Raw genomic sequence first — 19142 nt, forward strand, 5'->3', positions numbered from 1 at the left:
CGCAGAAACCTGCTGCATAGCAGCATTTTGCGCGACGTTCGCCGCGAAGCGCGCCGGCTCGCAGACGCTGGACGTACAATGCGCGCCATTGTCGACCTGTTGCCGCCCACTGCCTTGAAGAAGTCCGATTTCCACTACGACCTGCCGGCTGAACTGATCGCGCAGGCTCCCTTGGCCGAACGTTCCGCCAGCCGCCTGATGCTGGTGCCGGCCGCACCTGCGGCCTTCACCGATCTGCAGGTGCGCGACCTGCCGTCCCTGCTGCAGCCGGGCGACCTGCTGGTGTTCAACGACACCCGCGTGATCCCGGCGCGCCTGTTCGGGCAGAAGGCCAGCGGCGGCCGCGTGGAGATCCTGATCGAGCGCCTGCTCGGTGGCCAGCAGGCCCGTGCCCAGGTCGGCGCCAGCAAGTCGCCGAAGGCCGGCAGCCGCATTGCGCTGGATGCCGGTGGGGAGGCCGAGGTGCTGGGTCGCGACGGCGAGTTCTACGTGCTGCAGTTCCACGTGCCTGAGTCGCTGGAGCAGTGGCTGCTGCACGCCGGCCGCTTGCCGCTGCCGCCGTACATCCAGCGTGAGCCGGGCGTGGACGATCGCGAGCGCTACCAGACCGTGTTCGCGCGCGAAGTGGGCGCGGTGGCGGCACCGACCGCCGGCCTGCATTTCGACGAACCGCTGCTGGCCGCGCTGAAGGAGAAGGGCGTGGACTTCGGCCATGTCACCCTGCACGTCGGCGCGGGCACCTTCCAGCCGGTGCGCGCCGATGACCTGAAGGACCACGTGATGCACCGCGAGTGGCTGAACGTCGGCGCCGAACTGGTGCAGCAGGTGCGGCGCACGCGCGCCGCCGGCGGCCGGGTGATCGGCGTCGGCACCACCGTGGTACGCGCGCTGGAAAGCGCGATGCGCGATGGCGAGCTGCTGCCGTTTGCCGGTGAAACGCAGATCTTCATCACCCCGGGCTACCGCATCCGCAGCGTCGACGCGATGGTGACCAACTTCCACCTGCCGGAAAGCACCCTGCTGATGATGATTTCCGCGTTTGCCGGCAAGGAGCGGGTGTTCGAGGCCTACCGGCACGCGATCGAGCAGCGCTACCGCTTCTTCAGCTACGGCGACGCGATGCTGCTGTTCCCGCAGGCGGGGGTAGGGCGCTGACCTCTGCCTGCTTGTGGTGGGTGCGCACCGTTGGTGCGCACTTGCAGGTGCCTGGAGACCAGGAAAGCCACGCATGGCGTGGCTCTACTGCCCAGGTAGATCCACACCATGCGTGATGAATCCGGTAGCCCCGGCCATCCCGGGCAAACCGCTCCGCCGGGCGTGGCCCGGCGCTACCGGAGCAGGGAGGGCGGTTTTGGGAGACAATGGGCAACTATTTGCCCGAATGACCGCTCCATGTCCCGATTGCAGTTCCAGCTCCAGACCCGCGACGGCCGTGCCCGCCGTGGCCGCCTGACCTTCCCGCGTGGCACGGTGGAAACGCCGGCCTTCATGCCGGTGGGGACCTATGGCTCGGTCAAGGGCATCCTGCCGGACCAGGTGCGGGCGCTGGGCGCCGAGATCATCCTCGGCAACACCTTCCACCTGTACCTGCGCCCGGGCCTGGACATCATCGCCGACCACGGCGGCCTGCATGGCTTCTGCCGCTGGGATGGCCCGATCCTGACCGATTCGGGTGGTTTCCAGGTGTTCTCGCTGGCCCACCGCCGCAAGATCACCGAGCAGGGCGTGACCTTCGCCTCGCCCACCGATGGTGCCCGCGTGTTCCTGGGCCCGGAAGAGAGCATGAAGATCCAGAAGGTGCTCGATTCGGACGTGGTGATGATCTTCGACGAGTGCACCCCTTATCCGGCCACCGAGGATGTGGCGCGCCGCTCGATGGAGCTGAGCCTGCGCTGGGCCCAGCGCAGCCGCAACGCGCATGACGAGCTCGGCAACGACGCGGCCCTGTTCGGCATCGTCCAGGGCGGCGTGCACACCGATCTGCGCAGCCGTTCGGCCGAGGCCCTGCAGGCGATCGGCTTCGACGGCTATGCCATCGGCGGCCTGGCCGTGGGCGAGCCGGAGCACGAGCGCAACGCCATGCTCGACCACCTGGACCCGGAGCTGCCAAGCGACCGTCCGCGCTATCTGATGGGTGTGGGCCGGCCGGAGGACCTGGTCGAGGGTGTCGCACGTGGCGTGGACATGTTCGACTGTGTGATGCCGACCCGCAATGCGCGCAACGGCCATTATTTCACCTCGTTCGGCACCGTCCGCATCCGTAATTCCCAGTACGCGCGCGACATGGACCCGATCGAGCCGGGCTGCGGCTGCGTGGCCTGCACCGGTGGCTATACCCGTTCCTACCTGCGCCACCTGGACCGCTGCAACGAGATGCTGGCGCCGATGCTGGGCACCCTGCACAACCTGTTCTATTACGAAAAGCTCATGGTCGACATCCGTGCGGCCATCGAGGCGGGAACCTTCCTGGCCTTCCGTGAGTCTTTCTACGCGGCACGCGGGGCGGTGGCCCCGCCCCTCTAACCCGGACGCCCCCTGCCAAACGGTCCAAGGACGAACGCCCGGGGCCGTGGCATACTTCAAGGCTGACCCAGATCCGCGGTCGACACCCCCGCCCCTCAAGGGACGGGAGCGCCGCCCAACCAAAGGACCAACGATGAACCTGCTTGCTTTCCTGATTCCCGCCGCCCACGCCCAGGCCGCCGGCGGCCAACCGCAGGGCATGGGCCTGACCACGCTGCTGTTCCCGATCATCCTGATCGCCATCATGTACTTCCTGATGATCCGCCCGCAGATGAAGCGGCAGAAGGAGCACAAGGCCATGCTGGAGAAGATCAAGCGCGGCGATGAAGTGCTGACCAACGGCGGCATCGCCGGCAAGGTCACCGACATCGGCGACCACTTCATCACCGTCGAAGTGGCCGACAACGTGCGCATCCGCGTGCAGAAGGGCGCTGTCGGCAGCGTGCTGCCGACCGGCACCCTGGATTCGGCCAAGTAAGCCACTCCCTTTCCGAAGCACAACCGCGGCGCCGGGGATGGCGCCGCGCGGGACCCAAGCAATGCTCGAATTTCCACGCTGGAAGTACGTCGTCATCCTGATCGTACTGGCGCTCAGCGCGCTGTACGCGCTGCCCAACATCTACCAGAAGGACCCGGCCATCCAGATCACCGCCAACCGTGGCGGGCAGATCGACGATGCGCTGCGCGACCGTGTGCTGGCCGACCTGAAAAAGGCCGGCATCGCCACCATCGGTGCCGAAAAGGAAGGGGAAAGCCTGATCGTCCGCCTGTCGGACCTGAAGTCGCAGTCCGCTGCCAGCGACGTCCTGCGTGACACCGTCGGCGAGAAGTACACCGTGGCGCTGAACCTGGCTTCGACCGTGCCGGACTGGCTGGCCAACCTCGGCGGTCGCCCGATGGTGCTGGGCCTGGACCTGCAGGGCGGCGTGCATTTCGTGCTGCAGGTCGACCAGAAGGCTGCCCTCGACAAGCGTCTGGATGCCTATACCGAAGACGTGCGCAGCACGCTGCGCGACGCCCGCATTCCGTACCAGTCGGTGGAACGCCGTGCCGACAACAGCATCGTGGCCAACCTGAGCCCGTCCGCCGGCGACGACGCCGCGCAGCGTGCGCGCGCCGCCCTGGTGAAGGCGCAGCCGACGCTGGGCTATGACGTCAGTGGCAACCGCATCACGGTCACCGTGCCGGAGACCGAGATCACCCAGATCGCCAATGGCGCCATCGAGCAGAACATCAACACCCTGCGCAACCGTGTGAACCAGTTGGGCGTGGCCGAACCGATCATCCAGCGGCAGGGTGCAGACCGCGTGGTCGTGCAGCTGCCGGGTGTGCAGGACACCGCCGAAGCCAAGCGCATGATCGGCGCCACCGCCACCCTGGAGTACCGCGCGGTGGTCGAGGGCAATGCGCAGGACGCCATCAATTCCGGCCGCATCCCGCCGGAGGCGAAGGTGTACCAGCGTCGTGACGGCCTGGGCCCGGTGCTGCTGAACAAGCGCGTGATCGTCACCGGTGACCAGATGGTCGGCGCGCAGGCGGTGACCGATCCGAACAGTGGCTCTCCGGCCGTCAGCGTGACGCTGAACAATGTCGGCGGCCAGCGCATGTTCGACTTCACCAGCGCCAACGTGAACAAGCCGATGGCGGTGGTCTACACCGAGCGCGTGCCGACCGTGACCGTCGTCGACGGCCAGGAAGTGCGTGGCTTCAAGGTCAACGAGGAAGTGATCTCGGTGGCCAACATCAATGGTGTGTTCGGCAAGAACTTCCAGACCACCGGCCTGCAGAAGAAGGAAGCCGAGGACCTGGCCAAGCTGCTGAAGTCGGGTTCGCTGGCTGCGCCGATGGACTTCGTCGAAGAGCGCGTGGTCGGCCCGAGCCTGGGCGCCGAGAACGTCAAGAACGGCATGCGCGCGGTCGTGTTCGCATTCCTGTTCACCCTGGTGTTCTTCAGCATCTACTACCGCATGTTCGGTGTGATCACCTCGGCGGCAATGCTGTTCAACCTGCTGATCGTGGTGGCGGTGATGTCGCTGTTCGGCGCGACCATGACCCTGCCGGGCTTCGCCGGCCTGGCGTTGTCGGTCGGCCTGTCGGTGGACGCCAACGTGCTGATCAACGAGCGTATCCGAGAAGAGCTGCGTGCCGGCGTGCCGGGCAAGACCGCGATCGTGACCGGTTACGAGCGTGCTTCGGGCACCATCCTCGACGCCAACTTGACCGGCCTGATCGTCGGTGTGGCGCTGTTTGCATTCGGTACCGGTCCGCTGAAGGGCTTCGCGCTGACCATGATCATCGGTATTTTCGCCTCCATGTTCACCGCGATCACCGTGTCGCGTGCGCTGGCGACGCTGATCTACGGCCGCCGCAAGAAGCTCCAGAACGTGGCCATCTGACGGGACGACACGCACATGAAACTGTTTCCGCTGCACATCCTCCCGAACGACACCAAGATCGACTTCATGCGCTGGCGCCATGTCGCCATGGCAGTCACCATCGTGGTGTTCCTGGCCTCGGTCGCCATCATCGGCATCAAGGGCTTCAACTACGCACTGGACTTCACCGGCGGCACCCTGATCGAAACGCGTTTCGAGAAGGCCGTGGACGTCGAGCAGGTCCGCGCCAAGCTGGAGCAGAACGGCTTCGACGGTGCCCAGGTGCAGAGCGTCGGTGGCAACACCGACCTGCTGATCCGCCTGGCGCCGCACGGCGAGCATGCGCCGGGCACCGGTGATGCCGCTGCCGAGGACAAGGCCACTGCCGCTGCCGTGGTGAAGGCACTGTCCACGGCTGACAACCAGGCCACCGTGCTGCGCAACGAGTTCGTCGGCCCGCAGATCGGCAAGGACCTGGCGATGAATGGCCTGTACGCCACCATCTTCATGCTGGCCGGCTTCCTGATCTACATCGCGGTGCGCTTCGAATGGAAGTTCGCGGTCACCGCCAGCATCGTGGCGATGTTCGACCTGATCGTGACGGTGGCTTACGTGTCCCTGCTGGGCCGTGAGTTCGACCTGACCGTGCTGGCCGGCCTGCTCTCGGTGATGGGCTTTGCGATCAACGACATCATCGTGGTCTTCGACCGCGTCCGCGAGAACTTCCGCAGCCTGCGCGTGGACTCGATGGAAGTGCTGAACCGCTCGATCAACCAGACGCTGTCGCGTACGGTGATCACCGCGGTGATGTTCTTCCTGTCCGCGCTGGCCCTGTACCTGTACGGTGGCAGCTCGATGGAAGGCCTGGCCGAGACGCACATGATCGGTGCAGTGATCGTGGTGCTGTCCTCGATCCTGGTGGCGGTGCCGATGCTGACGATCGGTTTCCTGCGCGTCAGCAAGCAGGACCTGCTGCCGAAGGCGAAGGACGTCGAGGCCCTGGCCCGTCGCCCGTAAACGCCTGCTGCACGCAACACACAGAGAACCCCGCGCAAGCGGGGTTTTTTGTGTGCAGGGCTTGCAGCCCTGCACCCGCGGTAGTGCCGGCCGCTGGCCTGCAACAGCAGCAGCGTGCATTCCGTGGGGTGGCGGGGCCATGTGGGTTGGCAGGACACGCCGTAAACCCATCCTTGGGGGCTCGATGGCGCCATCCATGGCGCCAACGGTCCTGCCAACCCACATGGCCCCACCTCTGACAGATCCCCACGGCTGTGGGTAGGTGTGGACCTTGGTCGACACATTTGTCAGATATCGAAACAATTCTGGGGTCAGATCCGTTTTCCTTCGAAAAACGGATCTGACCCCAAGAGCTGTTCCGACAGATCGCGGAAGACTGTCAAAGGCGGGGTGGGTCCGGTTGCGGGGGTGTCCGCGGCATGGATGCCGCGGCCAAGCCCCCATGGACGGGTTAACGGCGTCCCCCGCAACCGGACCCACCCCGGCATCCCTCAGTAGCCCGGCTTTTGACGTTGCTGTTGAGGTTGCCGGCCAGCGGCCGGCACTACCGCAGGTGCAGGGTGCAACCCTGCAAAGAAACCCCACCCTACGCCAGCGTCGGTTGTGCATTCGGCCCCCGCACACTACGATCCTGCGGTTCGCGCGCACAGGCGCGCGCCCGTATTCCTGCTGAGCGCCCCGTGCGCCGCATCTGCCAACCCGAGGTATCCATGGTCATCAAACCGCGTGTCCGCGGCTTCATCTGCGTCACTACCCACCCGACTGGCTGCGAAGCCGCGGTCAAGCAGCAGATCGACTACATCCGCGCGCGCCCGCCGATCCAGAACGGCCCCAAGCGCGTGCTGGTGATCGGCGCCTCCACCGGCTACGGCCTGGCCGCACGCATTACCGCCGCGTTCGGCAGTGGCGCGGCAACGCTGGGCATCTTCTTCGAACGCCCGGGCAGTGAATCCAAGCCGGGTACCGCCGGCTGGTACAACTCGGCCGCGTTCCACAAGTACGCCGACGAAGCCGGCCTGTATGCCAAGAGCATCAACGGCGATGCCTTCTCCGATGAGGTGAAGGCGAAAACCATCGAGATGATCAAGGCCGATCTCGGCCAGGTCGACCAGGTCGTGTACAGCCTGGCTGCACCGCGCCGCAAGCACCCCAAGACCGGCGAGATCATCAGCTCCACGCTGAAGCCGATCGGCGAGCCGATCACCCTGCGTGGCCTGGATACCGACAAGGAAGTGATCACCGAGACCACTCTGCAGCCTGCCACGCCGGAAGAGATCGCCGGCACCGTTGCGGTGATGGGTGGCGAAGACTGGCAGATGTGGATCGACGCGCTGGCCGATGCCGGCGTGCTGGCCAACGGCTGCACCACCACGGCCTTCACCTACGTGGGCGAAGAGATCACCCAGGCGATTTACTGGAACGGCTCGATCGGCGCCGCCAAGAAGGACCTGGACACCAAGGTGCTGGGCCTGCGCGAGAAGCTGGCGAAAATCGGCGGCGACGCGCGCGTGTCGGTGCTGAAGGCCGTGGTGACCCAGGCCAGCTCGGCCATTCCGACCATGCCGCTGTACCTGTCGCTGCTGTTCAAGGTGATGAAGGAAAAGGGTACTCACGAAGGCTGCATCGAGCAGCTCGACGTGCTGTACGACATCCTTTACGGCGGCAGGGCCGATGGCACGGCGGTCGACCGCCTGCGCCACGATCTGGTCGATGGCGATGGCCACACCGTTGCGCTGGTCGACGAGGAAGGCCGCCTGCGTGCCGACTACAAGGAAATGGCGGCGGACGTGCAGGGCAAGGTGGTCGCGCTGTGGCCGCAGGTGACCAACGAGAACCTGTACGAAATCAGCGACCTGGCCGGTTACAAGGCCGACTTCCTGCGCCTGTTCGGTTTTGGCGTGGAGGGCGTCGACTACGAGGCCGACGTCAATCCGGACGTGAAGATCGACAACCTGGTCGACATGACCTGATCAACGAAAAGGCCGGCGAAAGCCGGCCTTCTCTTTGTGTAGAGCCGGGCGCGGGGCGGCAACCCCGGGTACCAGAGGCTGCCGGCCAGCGGCCGGCACTACCCTCGGTCACCCGAATTCGAAACCCATCTCCGGCAACGCCGGGCCGACGAAATCGCCCTGCACGTAATCCACGCCGGCACTGAACAGCAGGGTCATCGAATTGGCGTCGCTGACGAACTCGGCGATGGTGCGGATACCGGCCTCCTGCGCGCGTGCGGTGATCTGGCTGATGCGATCGATGTTCTCGCGGGTGGCCGCCAGATCGCTGGTGAAACCGCGGTCCAGCTTGAGGAACTGCGGCTGGAAGTGGGCGAGCAGCTGGAACGAATCCAGTCCGGAACCGAACTGTTCCAGGCCGATGCGGCAGCCCAGGGGCGCCACTTCAGCAAGGAACTGCTGCGCACTGCGCAGGTGGGTGAACACCTTGGCTTCCGGCGCATGCAGCCACAGCCGTTCGCCGGGTACACCCTGCGCCTGCAGCTCGCGGCGCAGGGTGGCGATCATCTGCGGGTCATCGAACGATTCCGGCGTGACCTTCACCAGCACCTGGGTGGCATGACCCGCACGCGCGCGTTCACCCAGCACCGCGATCGCCTGCGAGACCACCCAGCGGTTGATGTCGGCCAGCAGCCCGTGTTCTTCGGCGATGCCCAGGAACGCGGTCGGGCTCAGCAGTTCGCCATTGTGTTCCAGGCGCAGGTAGGCCTCATACAGCTCCAGTGGCTCGCCCTGCAGGTTCAGCACCGGCTGGTAGTGCAGCTGGAAGCCGTCGCCAGCCAGCGCCTCGCGGATGCGGGCGACCCAGCGCAGCACGCGCTCTTCCTCGACCCGGTCGGCGGCGGCCGGGTCGAAGATGCGGCAGGTGTTGCCCAGTTCGGCGGCGGCCTGCGTGCATTCGCTCGCGCGTGCCAGCACCTGGCCGATGCTGGCGATCTTCTCGCCCACCTGCACGCCACCGATGCTGACCGTTACCGTGGCCGAACGCGCGCCGATGCTGAAGACGTGTGCGGCGTAGGCTTCGCGGATGCGCTCGGCCAGCGCCACGGTCTGCGCGTAGGGCCCGGCCTGCAACACGGCAAAATTGTGTTCGCCGAAGCGGGCCAGTTGCGCGTCCGCGCCAACTACTTCGGCCAGCAGGCCGGCGAGGGCGCCGATCAGCGTATCGGCCGAGGCCAGGCCGATGTCCGGCAGCAGGCGCGCATAGTGGTCCGGCTCGATCAGCAGTAGTCCGAACTGGCCCTCGCTGCGCCCGGCCTGGGCCACTGCGCTTTCCAACTGCAGCATGAAGGTCGGTCGGTTGAGCAGGCCGGTCACCTGGTCACGCTGGCGCAGGTCCTCGACCTCGCGTGCCAACTCGGGATCGAACTCCATGCGGCGGCGGAGCACCACCTGCAGGCAGGATTCGCCCTCGTAGGTGGCGGCGGTGAATTCCATCGTCGCCGGGAACGCACTGCCATCCTGGTGGCGCGCGTCGAGCTGGTACTGCGGCGGCGGCGCTTCGCCGCGGCTGAGGCCCTTCAGCAGCTGCTTGAAGCCTTCCACGTGCTGCGCGGCAACCATGTCCAGCAGCGAGATGCCTTCGATATCGTCGAAATGCTCGTAACCGAACATCTCCAGGTAAGCGTCGTTGGCACGGATGTGCATGCCTTCATGCACGTAGGCGATGGGATCGCGCGAGGAGGCAATCAGCGCATCGCAGCGGCGCTCGGTCTCACGCATCTGCGCCTCGATGCGGCGCAGGCCACGCCGTGCCTGCAGGTCCACCCACTGGTCACGGACCACGGCCAGCAGGTGCTCGGAACGCTGGCGCAGGGCGAGGGCACGGATGCCATGGCTGCTGGCCTGTACCAGTTCGTCTTCGTCGATGCGCTCGGCCAGCAGTACCAGCGGAATATCCTTGCCGCTGGCGGCAATATGCTGGGCCACCAGCGGCAGCGGAATGCCCTGCGAAGGCGAGGCCAGCACCAGGTCGATGGCCTGGCTGGCCAGCACCTGGGCCAGCTCGGCAGCATCCTGCGGGCGCCACGGACGCACCGCGATGCCGCTGTTGCGCAGGGTGCTGACGATGGCTTCGGCATTCTCGCCGCTGTCATCGACGATCAGCAGGCGGATGGTGATGTCGTTCGCGTTCTGCATGCACTGCTCCCCAATCTGCGAATCTAGATACACGATGCGCGGCGAACCGTCCATGCGCGCACCCCTTGCGCGCAACGAACGGCGATGTGGTTCACACCACGCCACCGGCCGCGTGGCCGCTGGCCCAGGCCCACTGGAAGTTGTAGCCGCCCAGCCAGCCGGTCACATCCATCACCTCGCCGACGAAATGCAGGCCGGGTACGCGCTTGGATTCCATTGTCGAGGACGACACCTCGGCGGTATCCACGCCGCCCAGGGTGACTTCGGCGGTGCGATAGCCCTCGGTGCCGCTGGCCACCAGCGGGAACGCGCCCAGCAGCTGCGCGGCCTGGCGCAGCACCGGCTCGTCCAGCTGACGCACCGGGCGGTCCGGCAGCCAGTGCTCGCACAGGCGCTGCGCCAGTCGCTTGGGCAGCACCTCACCCAGTACCGTGCGCAGCTCGGCGGCGGGCCGCTCGCGCTTCATCTGGCGCAGCCACTCGCCCGCATCCTGGCCCGGCAACAGGTCCAGCTCCAGCGCATCGCCGGGCTGCCAGAACGACGAAATCTGCAGGATGGCCGGGCCGCTCACGCCGCGGTGGGTCAGCAGCATGAAGTTCTGGAAACTCTTTCCGTTGCAGCGCGCCTCGACCGGCAGTGCGACGCCGCTGAGGTCGGCCAGCCGCTCCTGGTGCTTGCCGCTCAGCGTCAGCGGGACCAGCCCGGCGCGGGTCGGCAGCACCTGGTGGCCGAACTGGCGGGCAATTTCGTAGCCGAAGCCGGTGGCGCCCATGCTCGGAATCGACAGGCCGCCGGTGGCAACCACCAGCGAGGCGCAGTGGAACAGGCCCTGCGTGGTGTGCACGCGGAACCCGTCGCTGCCGTGCTCGATGCGCTGCACGCTGCATTCGGTGCGGATCTGGGCACCGGCCGCCTGGCATTCGTCCACCAGCATCTTCACGATCTGCTTGGACGAGATGTCGCAGAACAGCTGGCCCAGCTCCTTTTCGTGATAGGCGATGCCGTGCTTGCTGACCAGCTCGATGAAGTGCCAGGGCGTGTAGCGCGCCAGCGCCGATTTGCAGAAGTGCGGGTTGGCCGACAGGAAGTTGGCCGGGGTGGTGCCGGTGTTGGTGAAGTTGCAGCGGCCACCGCCGGACATCAGGATCTTCTTGCCGACCTTGTTGGCATGGTCGATCACCTGCACCTGGCGGCCGCGCTCGCCAGCCGTGATCGCGGTCATCAGCCCGGCCGCGCCGGCGCCGATGACCACCACGTCGCAACGGATCGTGCTCATGCCTTGGCGCGCTTGCGCCAGTTCGGGATCACGTCGAGCTGCATCTGATCGTTGAGCAGCTGCACTTCACCGTCCTGGATCAGCACGCTCCAGCGCATCGCGCGCTGGATCTGCTGGCCCCACAGTTCGACGAAGGCACCATCGAGGTCAACCACCGACAGGTTGTCGAAGCGCGCCAGGCCCTTGCCCTGCTTGCCCCACCAGATCTCCGAGGCATTGCCGCCGTAATTGACCACCTGCACCTGTCGGCTGCGGTTGCTGGCCTTGCGGATGCGGGATTCGTCGGGATGGCCCAGGTCGATCCATTGCAGGATGTCGCCGGTGTAGTCGTGTTCCCACAGGTCCGGCTCATCGTCGGTACTCAGGCCGCGGCCGAATTCCAGGCGGTCGCCGGCGTTCAGCGCGAAGGCGAGCAGGCGCACCATCAGTCGTTCGTCGGTCTCGGACGGGTGCTGGGCCAGGGTCAGGTTGTGGGTCGCGTAGTAGCCGCGATCCATGTCGCTGATCTGCAGTTCGGCCTTGCGGATGGTGGCGGTAAGAGCCATGGGGGATCCGTGGACTAAAGACGTCAATGATAGAGGTTTGCTCCAAGGGTGTCCGTTGCCGGGCTGTCTGCGCAGTGTCAACGGTGGCACTCTTGGCGCTCTTTCCCGTGGCCGGAATGGACGCCATGACCCTGCCCAGCCACCTGCAGCTGCCCCCCGGCCACTGGCCCAGCCTGCTCGATGGCCTGTGCGCGCGTTTCCCGCGCATCGGTCGCGCGCAATGGCAGGACCGCTTCGCCCGAGGCCGTGTGCAGGACGCGCAGGGCAGGGCACTGGCGCCGGACATGCCCTGGCAGGTGGGGCTGGAAATCCAGTACTTCCGCGAGGTTGCCGACGAGCCGGTGATTCCCTTCGCCGAGGCCCTCCTGCATCTGGATGAGCACCTGCTGGTGGCCGACAAGCCGCACTTCCTGCCGGTAACGCCGGCCGGTGGGTATGTGCGCGAAACCCTGCTGTCGCGCCTGGTCGCCCGCACCGGCAACACGGATCTGGTACCACTGCACCGCCTGGACCGGCTCACGGCGGGGCTGGTGTTGTTTTCGACCCAGCCGGCGACACGCGATGCCTATCAGCGCTTGTTCCGCGAGCGCCGCATTGAAAAGACCTACGAGGCGCTGGCACCGGCGCTGCCTGGGCTGGCGTTCCCGCTGCTGCGGCACAGCCGGCTGGCGCCAGACGAGCCGTTCTTCCGCATGGCTGAAGTGCCGGGCGAGCCCAATGCGCGCAGCCGGGTCGAACTGGTCGAAGCCGAGGGGGCGATCTGGCGCTACCGGCTGCTGCCGGAAACCGGCCGCAAGCACCAGCTGCGGGTGCACATGGCGATGCTGGGTGCGCCCATCGTGGGCGACGACCTGTATCCGCAGGTCAGAGTGCGCCCGGAAGGGGCGGACGAGCCGCCCCTGCAGCTGCTGGCGCAGGGCTTGGCCTTCAATGATCCGTTGAGCGGGGAGCGACGGCGCTTCCGCAGCCAGCACCGCTTGGTGCTGCCGGGTCAGGGCGACTAGGCCCGTCAGCGGGCCGGGCGCCGCGCCAGCCAGCGGTCCAGCTCGGCGGCGAACAGCTGCCGGTCGCGCTGGCCCAGTGGTGGGGGGCCGCCGGTCTGGACCCCGGCGCCGCGTAGTTCTTCCATGAAATTGCGCATCGACAGCCGCTCGGCCATGTTGTTCGGGGTGTACAGCTGGCCGCGCGGGTTCAGCGCCACGGCCTTCTTCTCCAGCACCAGCGCGGCCAGCGGGATGTCCTGGGTGACGACCAGGTCTCCGGCGGCGACCCGTTCGACGATGGCGCTGTCGGCCACGTCCAGGCCTTGGGGGACTTGGATCGAGCGCAACCAGCGCGACGGCGGGGTGCGGATCCACTGGTTGGCAACCAGGGTCAGTTCGATCCCGACCCGTTCAGCGGCCCGGAACAGGATGTCGCGAATGACGGCGGGGCAGGCGTCCGCGTCCACCCAGATACGGGGGAGGGCCAGTTCAGCTTGGGTTTCAGCTTCAGTCATTTACCCAGTGTAGGGTAGGAAAATCCTGAATGGGGGCTCAGGGTTAGCCTCGACCGGCTGCCAACCCTTGCCACGTCTAGCGGGCGGGGCCAGCCCATGAACGCCCCGGCTATCGCTTTTTGCAGAAAACACGCGTATCGTTCGACCCACTGTGTTTGCTAGGGTCACCGTGAATCGTGGCCTGGTGCAGTTGATCTCACGATCCGCTCATCGATCCGCTTTACCAACGCCTGCAACTCAGTCTCGGCCCCGATACCCGGTGGCTGCGATTTTTTTCAACATGTGTTTCAGGAGTTAGTCAAATGTCTGATCGTCAGACCGGCACCGTCAAGTGGTTCAACGACGCCAAGGGCTTCGGCTTCATCACCCCGGAAAGCGGCCCGGACCTGTTCGTGCACTTCCGTGCCATCCAGGGCACCGGCTTCAAGACCCTGCAGGAAGGCCAGAAGGTTACCTTCATCGCCGTCCAGGGTCAGAAGGGTATGCAGGCTGACCAGGTGCAGGCGGTCTAATCCGTCTGCTGCCGTTTGGTAGCCAGAACGCCGGAAGCGAGAGCTTCCGGCGTTTTTTATTGCCCGTTGTTTTTTTGTAGAGTCGAGCCACGCTCGACTCTACAAAGGGCATGCACTGCGCGCGGTACGATGTGGGCCTCCCCAAGGATCATCCCCATGCGCATTGTCCATCACTTGGAAAACTCCCGTTCCCTGCGCGTGCTGTGGATGCTGGAGGAGCTGGGGCTGGACTACGAACTGCGCCGTTATCCCCGTGATCCGAAGACGTTGCTGGCACCGCCCGAGCTGCGCAGGGTGCATCCGCTCGGCAAGTCCCCCGTGCTGCAGGACGGTGAGCTGGTACTGGCCGAGTCCGGCGCCATCCTCGACTACCTCGCGGATCGCTATGACACCCAACGCCAGCTGTCGCCGTCCCCGACACCGGCCGATGGCGCCGAGCGCATCGCCTACCGTTACTGGCTGCACTACGCCGAAGGCTCAGCGATGCCGCCGCTGCTGTTGACCCTGGTGATGGGCCGCATCCGCAACGCGCCGATGCCGTTCTTCGCCCGCCCGATCGCGCGCAGCGTTGCCGACAAGGCCGAGCGCGGCTTCATCGGTCCGCAGCGGCGCCTGCACCTGGACTGGATGGAGCGCCGCCTGGCCGAAAGCCCCTGGTTCGCGGGTGATCGGTTCAGCGCAGCCGACATCCAGATGAGCTTTCCGATCCAGGCTGCGGCCGCGCGCGGCGGTGGCCTCGACGACAAGCCGGCGCTGCGCGGCTTCCTCAAGCGCATTGGCGAGCGCCCGGCCTACCAGCGCGCCGAGGCCCACGGTGGACATCTGCAGGCGCTGAGCGGCAATTGAGGCCGTCGGCCGTCGCCCCCATCTTCAACACCATGGATAACGACAGCCCCCGTTTCGACAATCGCCTGCTGAATGCCCTGCCGGGTGACCCAGAGTCCGGCCCGCGCATGCGTGAAGTGCTGGGCGCCGCCTGGTCGCCGGTGATGCCGACGCCCGTGGCGGCGCCCACGCTGTTGGCCAGGTCGCCGGAGGTGGCGGCGATGCTCGGCTTCGATGCCGATGAAGTGGAGAGCGATGGCTTCGCCGATGTGTTCGGTGGCAATGCGCTGTACCCCGGCATGCAGCCGTGGGCGGCCAATTATGGCGGCCATCAGTTTGGTCACTGGGCCGGCCAGCTCGGCGACGGTCGCGCGATCTCGCTGGGCGAACTGGTCGCACCCGATGGGTGTCATTGGGAGCTGCAGCTGAAGGGTGCCGGCCCCACCCCGTATTCGCGGGGCGCCGATGGCCGCGCGGTGCTGCGCTCGTCCATCCGCGAATTCCTGTGCAGCGAGGCGATGCATCACCTGGGCGTGCCGACCACGCGCGCGTTGTCGCTGGTCGGCACCGGCGAAGACGTGGTGCGTGACATGTTCTACGACGGTCATCCCCGCGCCGAACCCGGCGCCATCGTGTGCCGTGTATCGCCGTCGTTCCTGCGCTTCGGCTCATTCGAACTGCCGGCCTCGCGTGGTGAAACTGGCTTGTTGCGGCAGCTGGTCGACGCGTGCATCGCCCGCGACTTTCCGGAGCTCGAAGGGCAGGGCGAGGCGCTGTACGGTGACTGGTTCGCGCAGATCGCGGTGCGCACTGCCGAGATGATCGCGCACTGGATGCGCGTCGGCTTCGTGCATGGCGTGATGAACACCGACAACCTGTCCGTGCTAGGCCTGACGCTGGATTACGGTCCCTATGGATGGGTCGAGGACTTCGATCCGGACTGGACGCCGAACACCACCGATGCCCAAGGCCGGCGCTATCGTTTCGGCACCCAACCGCAGGTGGCGTACTGGAACCTGAGCCGACTGGCGCAGGCGTTGTCGCCATTGTTTGCCGATGTCGAACCGTTGCAAGCGGGACTGGCGGCGTACCAGTCCACGTTCGTTGCCTGCACCCGTCGCGATGCAGCGGCCAAGCTCGGCCTGGCAGCGGCGGATGATGAGGACCTGCAGCTCTACCTGCGCTGGCAGCAGCTGATGCAGGACGGCAGCATGGACATGACGCTGGCCTGGCGCGCGCTGATGCGCGTTGATCCAACGTCGCCCGATGTGGGCGTGCTTGACGCGGCGTACTACGACGAGGCGCGCCAGCAGTCGGTGCAGGCACCGCTGCAGCAGTGGTTGCAGGACTACACGGCGCGGCTGCGCGTGGATCCGCTGTCGGCCAGCGAGCGCACGGCGAAAATGGCCGCGGCCAATCCGCTGTACGTGCTGCGCAACTGGCTGGCCCAGGAGGCCATCGATCGCGCCGAGCAGGGCGACCTCGGCGGTGTTCACGCATTGCAGGACGTATTGCGTGACCCGTATACCGAACGCGCCGGGCTGGAGCACTTTGCCTGCAAGCGCCCGGCGTGGGCCGACAACCGCGCCGGCTGCTCGATGCTGTCCTGCAGTTCCTGAGGGTGGGTTTCGGCAGGGCTGCGCCCTGCACCTGCAGAGGCAAGGGCCGAATCCAAAGCCAAAGCCAAAGCCAGAGCCAAAGCCAGAGCCAAAGCCAGAGCCAAAGCGGCTCTGGATTGTCGATGGTCTGGCGGGGCGGTGTGGGGCTGCAGGACACGCCGTAAACCCATCCTTGGGGGCTCGATGGCGCCATCCATGGCGCCCCCCCCCCCCCCCCCGCCCCACCTCCGACAGATTCCCGCTGCTGTGGGTAGGTGTCGACCTTGGTCGACACGGTCGATCCACGCCATGCGTGGATGCTTTTCGTTCAATTCTCGAAATATTCGATTTCGATGAAAATTCATCCACGCATGGCGTGGATCTACGACAGATCGTAGGAATCTGTCGAAGGCGGGGTGGGTCCGGTTGCGGGGGCGTGAGCCGCATGGGCCCGAGGCATGCCTCGGGCGGGTTGGGCAGGACGCCCAACCCCGGTCTTGCCGTGTGCGCAGGAAAGCGCACACGAGCAAGCGGCTGCCAAGCCTAGACGGACGTACTTGCAGCGCCCCCCGCAACCGGACCCACCCCGCCATCCCTCGGAATGCGGCTTTTGTTTTCGCTTTTGCTTGCGCGGTGGCCTCTGCAGGTGCCGGGCGCAGCCCGGCCGAACACCCCAACAGGCAGCCGGCGCCCGGAACAGGTACCCTATGCCGCCATCAGATAGTCAATGTGACATGACCGACGCCCTCGTCGCTCCGCAGTGGGCCTCCCGCCTGCGCGACATCGCCGACTTCCCCAAGCCCGGCATCCTGTTCAAGGACATCATGCCGCTGCTCGCCCACGGCGGGGATTTCCACGGCGCGATCACCGCGATGGCCGACCGGTGGCGCGACCAGAAGCTGGATGCCGTGGTGGGCATCGAATCGCGCGGCTTCATCCTCGGCGCCGCGATGGCGCTGGAACTGGGGGTGGGCTTCGTGCCGGTGCGCAAGCCGGGCAAGCTGCCGGGCCAGGTGCTGCGCGAGGAATACACGCTCGAATACCGCAGCGACTGCATCGAGGTGCATGCCGATGCACTGCCGGCCGGTGCCCGCGTAGCAATCATCGATGACGTGCTGGCCACCGGCGGTACGCTGGTCGCTGCCTTGTCGCTGGTGCGCCGCCTGGGTGTCGAGGTGGTGGGTGCCGGCGTGTTGGTCGAACTGGACGGACTCGGCGGCCGCGCGCGCTGGGAAGCGGACCTGCCGCTGCACACCGAACTGGTGTTCTGAGCGTGTCGCCGGGCGTGGCCCGGCGCTACACACGGCATGCCGGTAGCGCCGGGCCACGCCCGGCGACCACCCTGTTCCTTACATCATCCGCACGCGGAAACGACGGCCCTTGATCTTGCCGGCTTCCAGCTTGGCCACGGCCTTGTTGGCCTGCTCACGGGCGATCGCCACGTAGGAGCGGGTCGGGAAGATCGCAATCTTGCCGATGAACTTGGCTGACAGGCCGGCGTCGCCGGTCAATGCGCCGAGAATGTCACCCGGGCGCAGCTTGTCGGTCTTGCCGCCATCGATGCGCAGCGTGCGCATCGCTGCCTGCGGCAGCTCGGCCGGGCGCGCCGTCGCCAGCGGCGTCTTCTGCCAGTCCAGCGGCTGCCCCATCTGTGCTTCGATGGCTTCGGCGCGGGTCTTCTCGCGGCCCGCCACCAGGCTGATCGCCAGGCCACTGGCACCGGCACGGCCGGTACGGCCCACGCGGTGCTGGTAGTTCTCCACGTCGGTCGGCAGCTCGTAGTTGATCACCGCGGCCAGCTCTTCCACGTCCAGGCCACGTGCGGCCACGTCGCTGGCGACCAGCACGTTGCAGCTGCGGTTGGCCAGCAGCAGCAGCACTTCCTCGCGGTCGCGCTGCTCCATGTCGCCATGCAGGGCTAGTGCCGAGAAGCCGAACTGCTGCAGCGAGTTCGCCACTTCGTCCACGTCCTTGCGGGTGTTGCAGAACACCACCGCCGATTCCGGCGTGTACTTCAGCAGCAGGCCGGCCAGCGCCTTCTGCCGGTGCGCCGGTTCCACTTCGCAGAACATATGGCGGATGGCCGGGGCCTGGTCGGCGCCTTCCACGGTCACTTCCACCGCGTCGCGCAGCAGGTCGCGTGCCATGGCACGGATGCTGTCGGGGAAGGTGGCCGAGAACAGCAGGCTCTGTCGATCCTTGTGGGTACGGCCGGCGATCTCGCGGATCGGTTCCTCGAAGCCCATGTCGAGCATGCGGTCGGCTTCGTCCAGCACCAGCGTGCGCACCGCGCCCAGGTTCAGCGCGCGCTTGCGTGCCAGCTCCTGCACGCGGCCGGGTGTGCCGACCACCACATGCGGGTCATGGCCTTCCAGCGACGCCAGCTGAGGGCCCAGCGGCACGCCGCCCACCAGCAGCAACAGCTTCAGGTTGGGAATGCCGGTGGCCAGCTTGCGGATCTGCTTGCCGACCTGGTCGGCCAGTTCGCGGGTCGGGCACAGCACCAGCGCCTGCACGCGGATCAGGCTGGGGTCGATGGCCTGCAGCAGGCCCAGGCCGAAGGCGGCGGTCTTGCCGCTGCCGGTCGGCGCCTGTGCGATCACATCGCGGCCATCGAGGATGGCCGGCAGGCTCTGCGCCTGCACGGGGGTGAGGGTGGTGTAGCCGAGGGCATCCAGGCCGGGCTGCAGGGCCGGGCTCAGCGGCAGGGTCGAGAAGTCAGTCATGGCGCATTGTACCTGCCTGCGCGGCCGGTCCCGCCTGATGGGGTGGGGTCGGCCTCCTTTCCGCAGGAAAGGGCTCTGACCCCCAACTGGGCCCGCCAT

Annotated in this window: 16 protein-coding genes; 11 read left to right on the forward strand and 5 right to left on the reverse strand. The window is 66.6% G+C overall.

The genetic code is table 11. From position 1 onward, the window contains the following. Positions 1 to 78: 78 nt before the first annotated feature. From queA to fabV, 6 genes are all read left to right on the forward strand, one after another. Entirely contained in the window at positions 79 to 1155 is a 1077-nt protein-coding gene (gene queA / locus VG543_RS17475; protein ID WP_111104032.1) for a tRNA preQ1(34) S-adenosylmethionine ribosyltransferase-isomerase QueA, read from the forward strand. A gap of 237 nt (positions 1156 to 1392) precedes the next feature. Next, positions 1393 to 2523: a tRNA guanosine(34) transglycosylase Tgt gene (tgt, locus tag VG543_RS17480; protein ID WP_423179201.1), complete on the forward strand. Its 1131-nt coding sequence runs from the start codon at positions 1393 to 1395 to the stop codon at positions 2521 to 2523. 133 nt (positions 2524 to 2656) lie between these two features. Continuing rightward, positions 2657 to 3001 carry a preprotein translocase subunit YajC gene (yajC, locus tag VG543_RS17485; RefSeq protein ID WP_005416201.1) on the forward strand — a complete coding sequence of 115 codons (345 nt, stop codon included), beginning with the start codon at positions 2657 to 2659 and terminating at the stop codon, positions 2999 to 3001. Between the two features lie 61 nt (positions 3002 to 3062). Next, complete coding sequence (gene secD / locus VG543_RS17490; protein ID WP_058981764.1) at positions 3063 to 4919, forward strand: protein translocase subunit SecD; 1857 nt, start codon at positions 3063 to 3065, stop codon at positions 4917 to 4919. A gap of 15 nt (positions 4920 to 4934) precedes the next feature. Continuing rightward, complete coding sequence (secF, locus tag VG543_RS17495; RefSeq protein ID WP_423179202.1) at positions 4935 to 5915, forward strand: protein translocase subunit SecF; 981 nt, start codon at positions 4935 to 4937, stop codon at positions 5913 to 5915. A gap of 710 nt (positions 5916 to 6625) precedes the next feature. Then, positions 6626 to 7885 (forward strand): enoyl-ACP reductase FabV, encoded by a 1260-nt coding sequence (gene fabV / locus VG543_RS17500; RefSeq protein ID WP_111099175.1) that lies wholly within the window; start codon positions 6626 to 6628, stop codon positions 7883 to 7885. A 108-nt stretch (positions 7886 to 7993) separates the two neighbouring features. Here fabV and VG543_RS17505 read toward each other — a convergent pair whose 3' ends face one another. The 3 genes from VG543_RS17505 to VG543_RS17515 all read right to left on the reverse strand — a co-directional run bounded on the left by VG543_RS17505 (position 7994) and on the right by VG543_RS17515 (position 11884). Next, a complete protein-coding gene (locus VG543_RS17505; protein WP_031270852.1) occupies positions 7994 to 10063 on the reverse strand; it encodes an EAL domain-containing response regulator in 2070 nt (689 codons plus the stop codon). A gap of 91 nt (positions 10064 to 10154) precedes the next feature. Next, positions 10155 to 11339 carry an NAD(P)/FAD-dependent oxidoreductase gene (locus tag VG543_RS17510; protein ID WP_423179203.1) on the reverse strand — a complete coding sequence of 395 codons (1185 nt, stop codon included), beginning with the start codon at positions 11337 to 11339 and terminating at the stop codon, positions 10155 to 10157. Beyond that, the gene (locus VG543_RS17515; protein ID WP_058981770.1) at positions 11336 to 11884 is read right to left on the reverse strand and encodes a YaeQ family protein; all 549 of its coding nucleotides are present in this window, start codon (positions 11882 to 11884) and stop codon (positions 11336 to 11338) included. Before VG543_RS17515 ends, VG543_RS17510 begins: the two co-directional genes overlap by 4 nt. Before the next feature lie 125 nt (positions 11885 to 12009). Here VG543_RS17515 and VG543_RS17520 point away from each other — a divergent pair, with 125 nt between their 5' ends. After that, entirely contained in the window at positions 12010 to 12888 is an 879-nt protein-coding gene (locus tag VG543_RS17520; RefSeq protein WP_423179204.1) for a pseudouridine synthase, read from the forward strand. 5 nt (positions 12889 to 12893) lie between these two features. Here the strand turns inward: VG543_RS17520 and VG543_RS17525 are convergent, their stop codons facing one another. Then, complete coding sequence (locus VG543_RS17525; protein ID WP_021204710.1) at positions 12894 to 13382, reverse strand: YaiI/YqxD family protein; 489 nt, start codon at positions 13380 to 13382, stop codon at positions 12894 to 12896. Positions 13383 to 13684: 302 nt separating this feature from the next. Between VG543_RS17525 and VG543_RS17530 the strand changes: the two genes are divergently transcribed. The 4 genes from VG543_RS17530 to VG543_RS17545 all read left to right on the forward strand — a co-directional run bounded on the left by VG543_RS17530 (position 13685) and on the right by VG543_RS17545 (position 17588). Next, entirely contained in the window at positions 13685 to 13894 is a 210-nt protein-coding gene (locus VG543_RS17530; RefSeq protein WP_004153307.1) for a cold-shock protein, read from the forward strand. Between the two features lie 156 nt (positions 13895 to 14050). Then, positions 14051 to 14740: a glutathione S-transferase family protein gene (locus VG543_RS17535; RefSeq protein ID WP_155029386.1), complete on the forward strand. Its 690-nt coding sequence runs from the start codon at positions 14051 to 14053 to the stop codon at positions 14738 to 14740. A gap of 32 nt (positions 14741 to 14772) precedes the next feature. Next, positions 14773 to 16338, forward strand: a complete 1566-nt coding sequence (locus VG543_RS17540; RefSeq protein ID WP_423179205.1) for a protein adenylyltransferase SelO — start codon at positions 14773 to 14775, stop codon at positions 16336 to 16338. A 713-nt stretch (positions 16339 to 17051) separates the two neighbouring features. After that, a complete protein-coding gene (locus tag VG543_RS17545) occupies positions 17052 to 17588 on the forward strand; it encodes an adenine phosphoribosyltransferase (protein WP_164145508.1) in 537 nt (178 codons plus the stop codon). Positions 17589 to 17666: 78 nt separating this feature from the next. Here VG543_RS17545 and dbpA read toward each other — a convergent pair whose 3' ends face one another. Then, a complete protein-coding gene (gene dbpA, locus VG543_RS17550; protein ID WP_423179148.1) occupies positions 17667 to 19043 on the reverse strand; it encodes an ATP-dependent RNA helicase in 1377 nt (458 codons plus the stop codon). Positions 19044 to 19142 lie beyond the last annotated feature (99 nt).

The organism is Stenotrophomonas sp. CASM101, assembly GCF_049384845.1.
Classification (GTDB): Bacteria; Pseudomonadota; Gammaproteobacteria; order Xanthomonadales; family Xanthomonadaceae; genus Stenotrophomonas; species Stenotrophomonas hibiscicola.

Excerpts from the sequence above, each read along its gene's own strand:
- VG543_RS17545 (WP_164145508.1), top strand. The coding sequence starts at position 17,052 with ATGACCGACGCCCTCGTCGCTCCGCAGTGGGCCTCCCGCCTGCGCGAC.
- secF (WP_423179202.1), top strand. The coding sequence starts at position 4,935 with ATGAAACTGTTTCCGCTGCACATCCTCCCGAACGACACCAAGATCGAC.
- VG543_RS17520 (WP_423179204.1), top strand. The coding sequence starts at position 12,010 with ATGACCCTGCCCAGCCACCTGCAGCTGCCCCCCGGCCACTGGCCCAGC.
- dbpA (WP_423179148.1), bottom strand. The coding sequence starts at position 19,043 with ATGACTGACTTCTCGACCCTGCCGCTGAGCCCGGCCCTGCAGCCCGGC.
- fabV (WP_111099175.1), top strand. The coding sequence starts at position 6,626 with ATGGTCATCAAACCGCGTGTCCGCGGCTTCATCTGCGTCACTACCCAC.
- yajC (WP_005416201.1), top strand. The coding sequence starts at position 2,657 with ATGAACCTGCTTGCTTTCCTGATTCCCGCCGCCCACGCCCAGGCCGCC.
- VG543_RS17505 (WP_031270852.1), bottom strand. The coding sequence starts at position 10,063 with ATGCAGAACGCGAACGACATCACCATCCGCCTGCTGATCGTCGATGAC.
- VG543_RS17515 (WP_058981770.1), bottom strand. The coding sequence starts at position 11,884 with ATGGCTCTTACCGCCACCATCCGCAAGGCCGAACTGCAGATCAGCGAC.
- VG543_RS17525 (WP_021204710.1), bottom strand. The coding sequence starts at position 13,382 with ATGACTGAAGCTGAAACCCAAGCTGAACTGGCCCTCCCCCGTATCTGG.
- queA (WP_111104032.1), top strand. The coding sequence starts at position 79 with ATGCGCGCCATTGTCGACCTGTTGCCGCCCACTGCCTTGAAGAAGTCC.
- VG543_RS17510 (WP_423179203.1), bottom strand. The coding sequence starts at position 11,339 with ATGAGCACGATCCGTTGCGACGTGGTGGTCATCGGCGCCGGCGCGGCC.
- secD (WP_058981764.1), top strand. The coding sequence starts at position 3,063 with ATGCTCGAATTTCCACGCTGGAAGTACGTCGTCATCCTGATCGTACTG.
- VG543_RS17530 (WP_004153307.1), top strand. The coding sequence starts at position 13,685 with ATGTCTGATCGTCAGACCGGCACCGTCAAGTGGTTCAACGACGCCAAG.
- tgt (WP_423179201.1), top strand. The coding sequence starts at position 1,393 with ATGTCCCGATTGCAGTTCCAGCTCCAGACCCGCGACGGCCGTGCCCGC.
- VG543_RS17535 (WP_155029386.1), top strand. The coding sequence starts at position 14,051 with ATGCGCATTGTCCATCACTTGGAAAACTCCCGTTCCCTGCGCGTGCTG.
- VG543_RS17540 (WP_423179205.1), top strand. The coding sequence starts at position 14,773 with ATGGATAACGACAGCCCCCGTTTCGACAATCGCCTGCTGAATGCCCTG.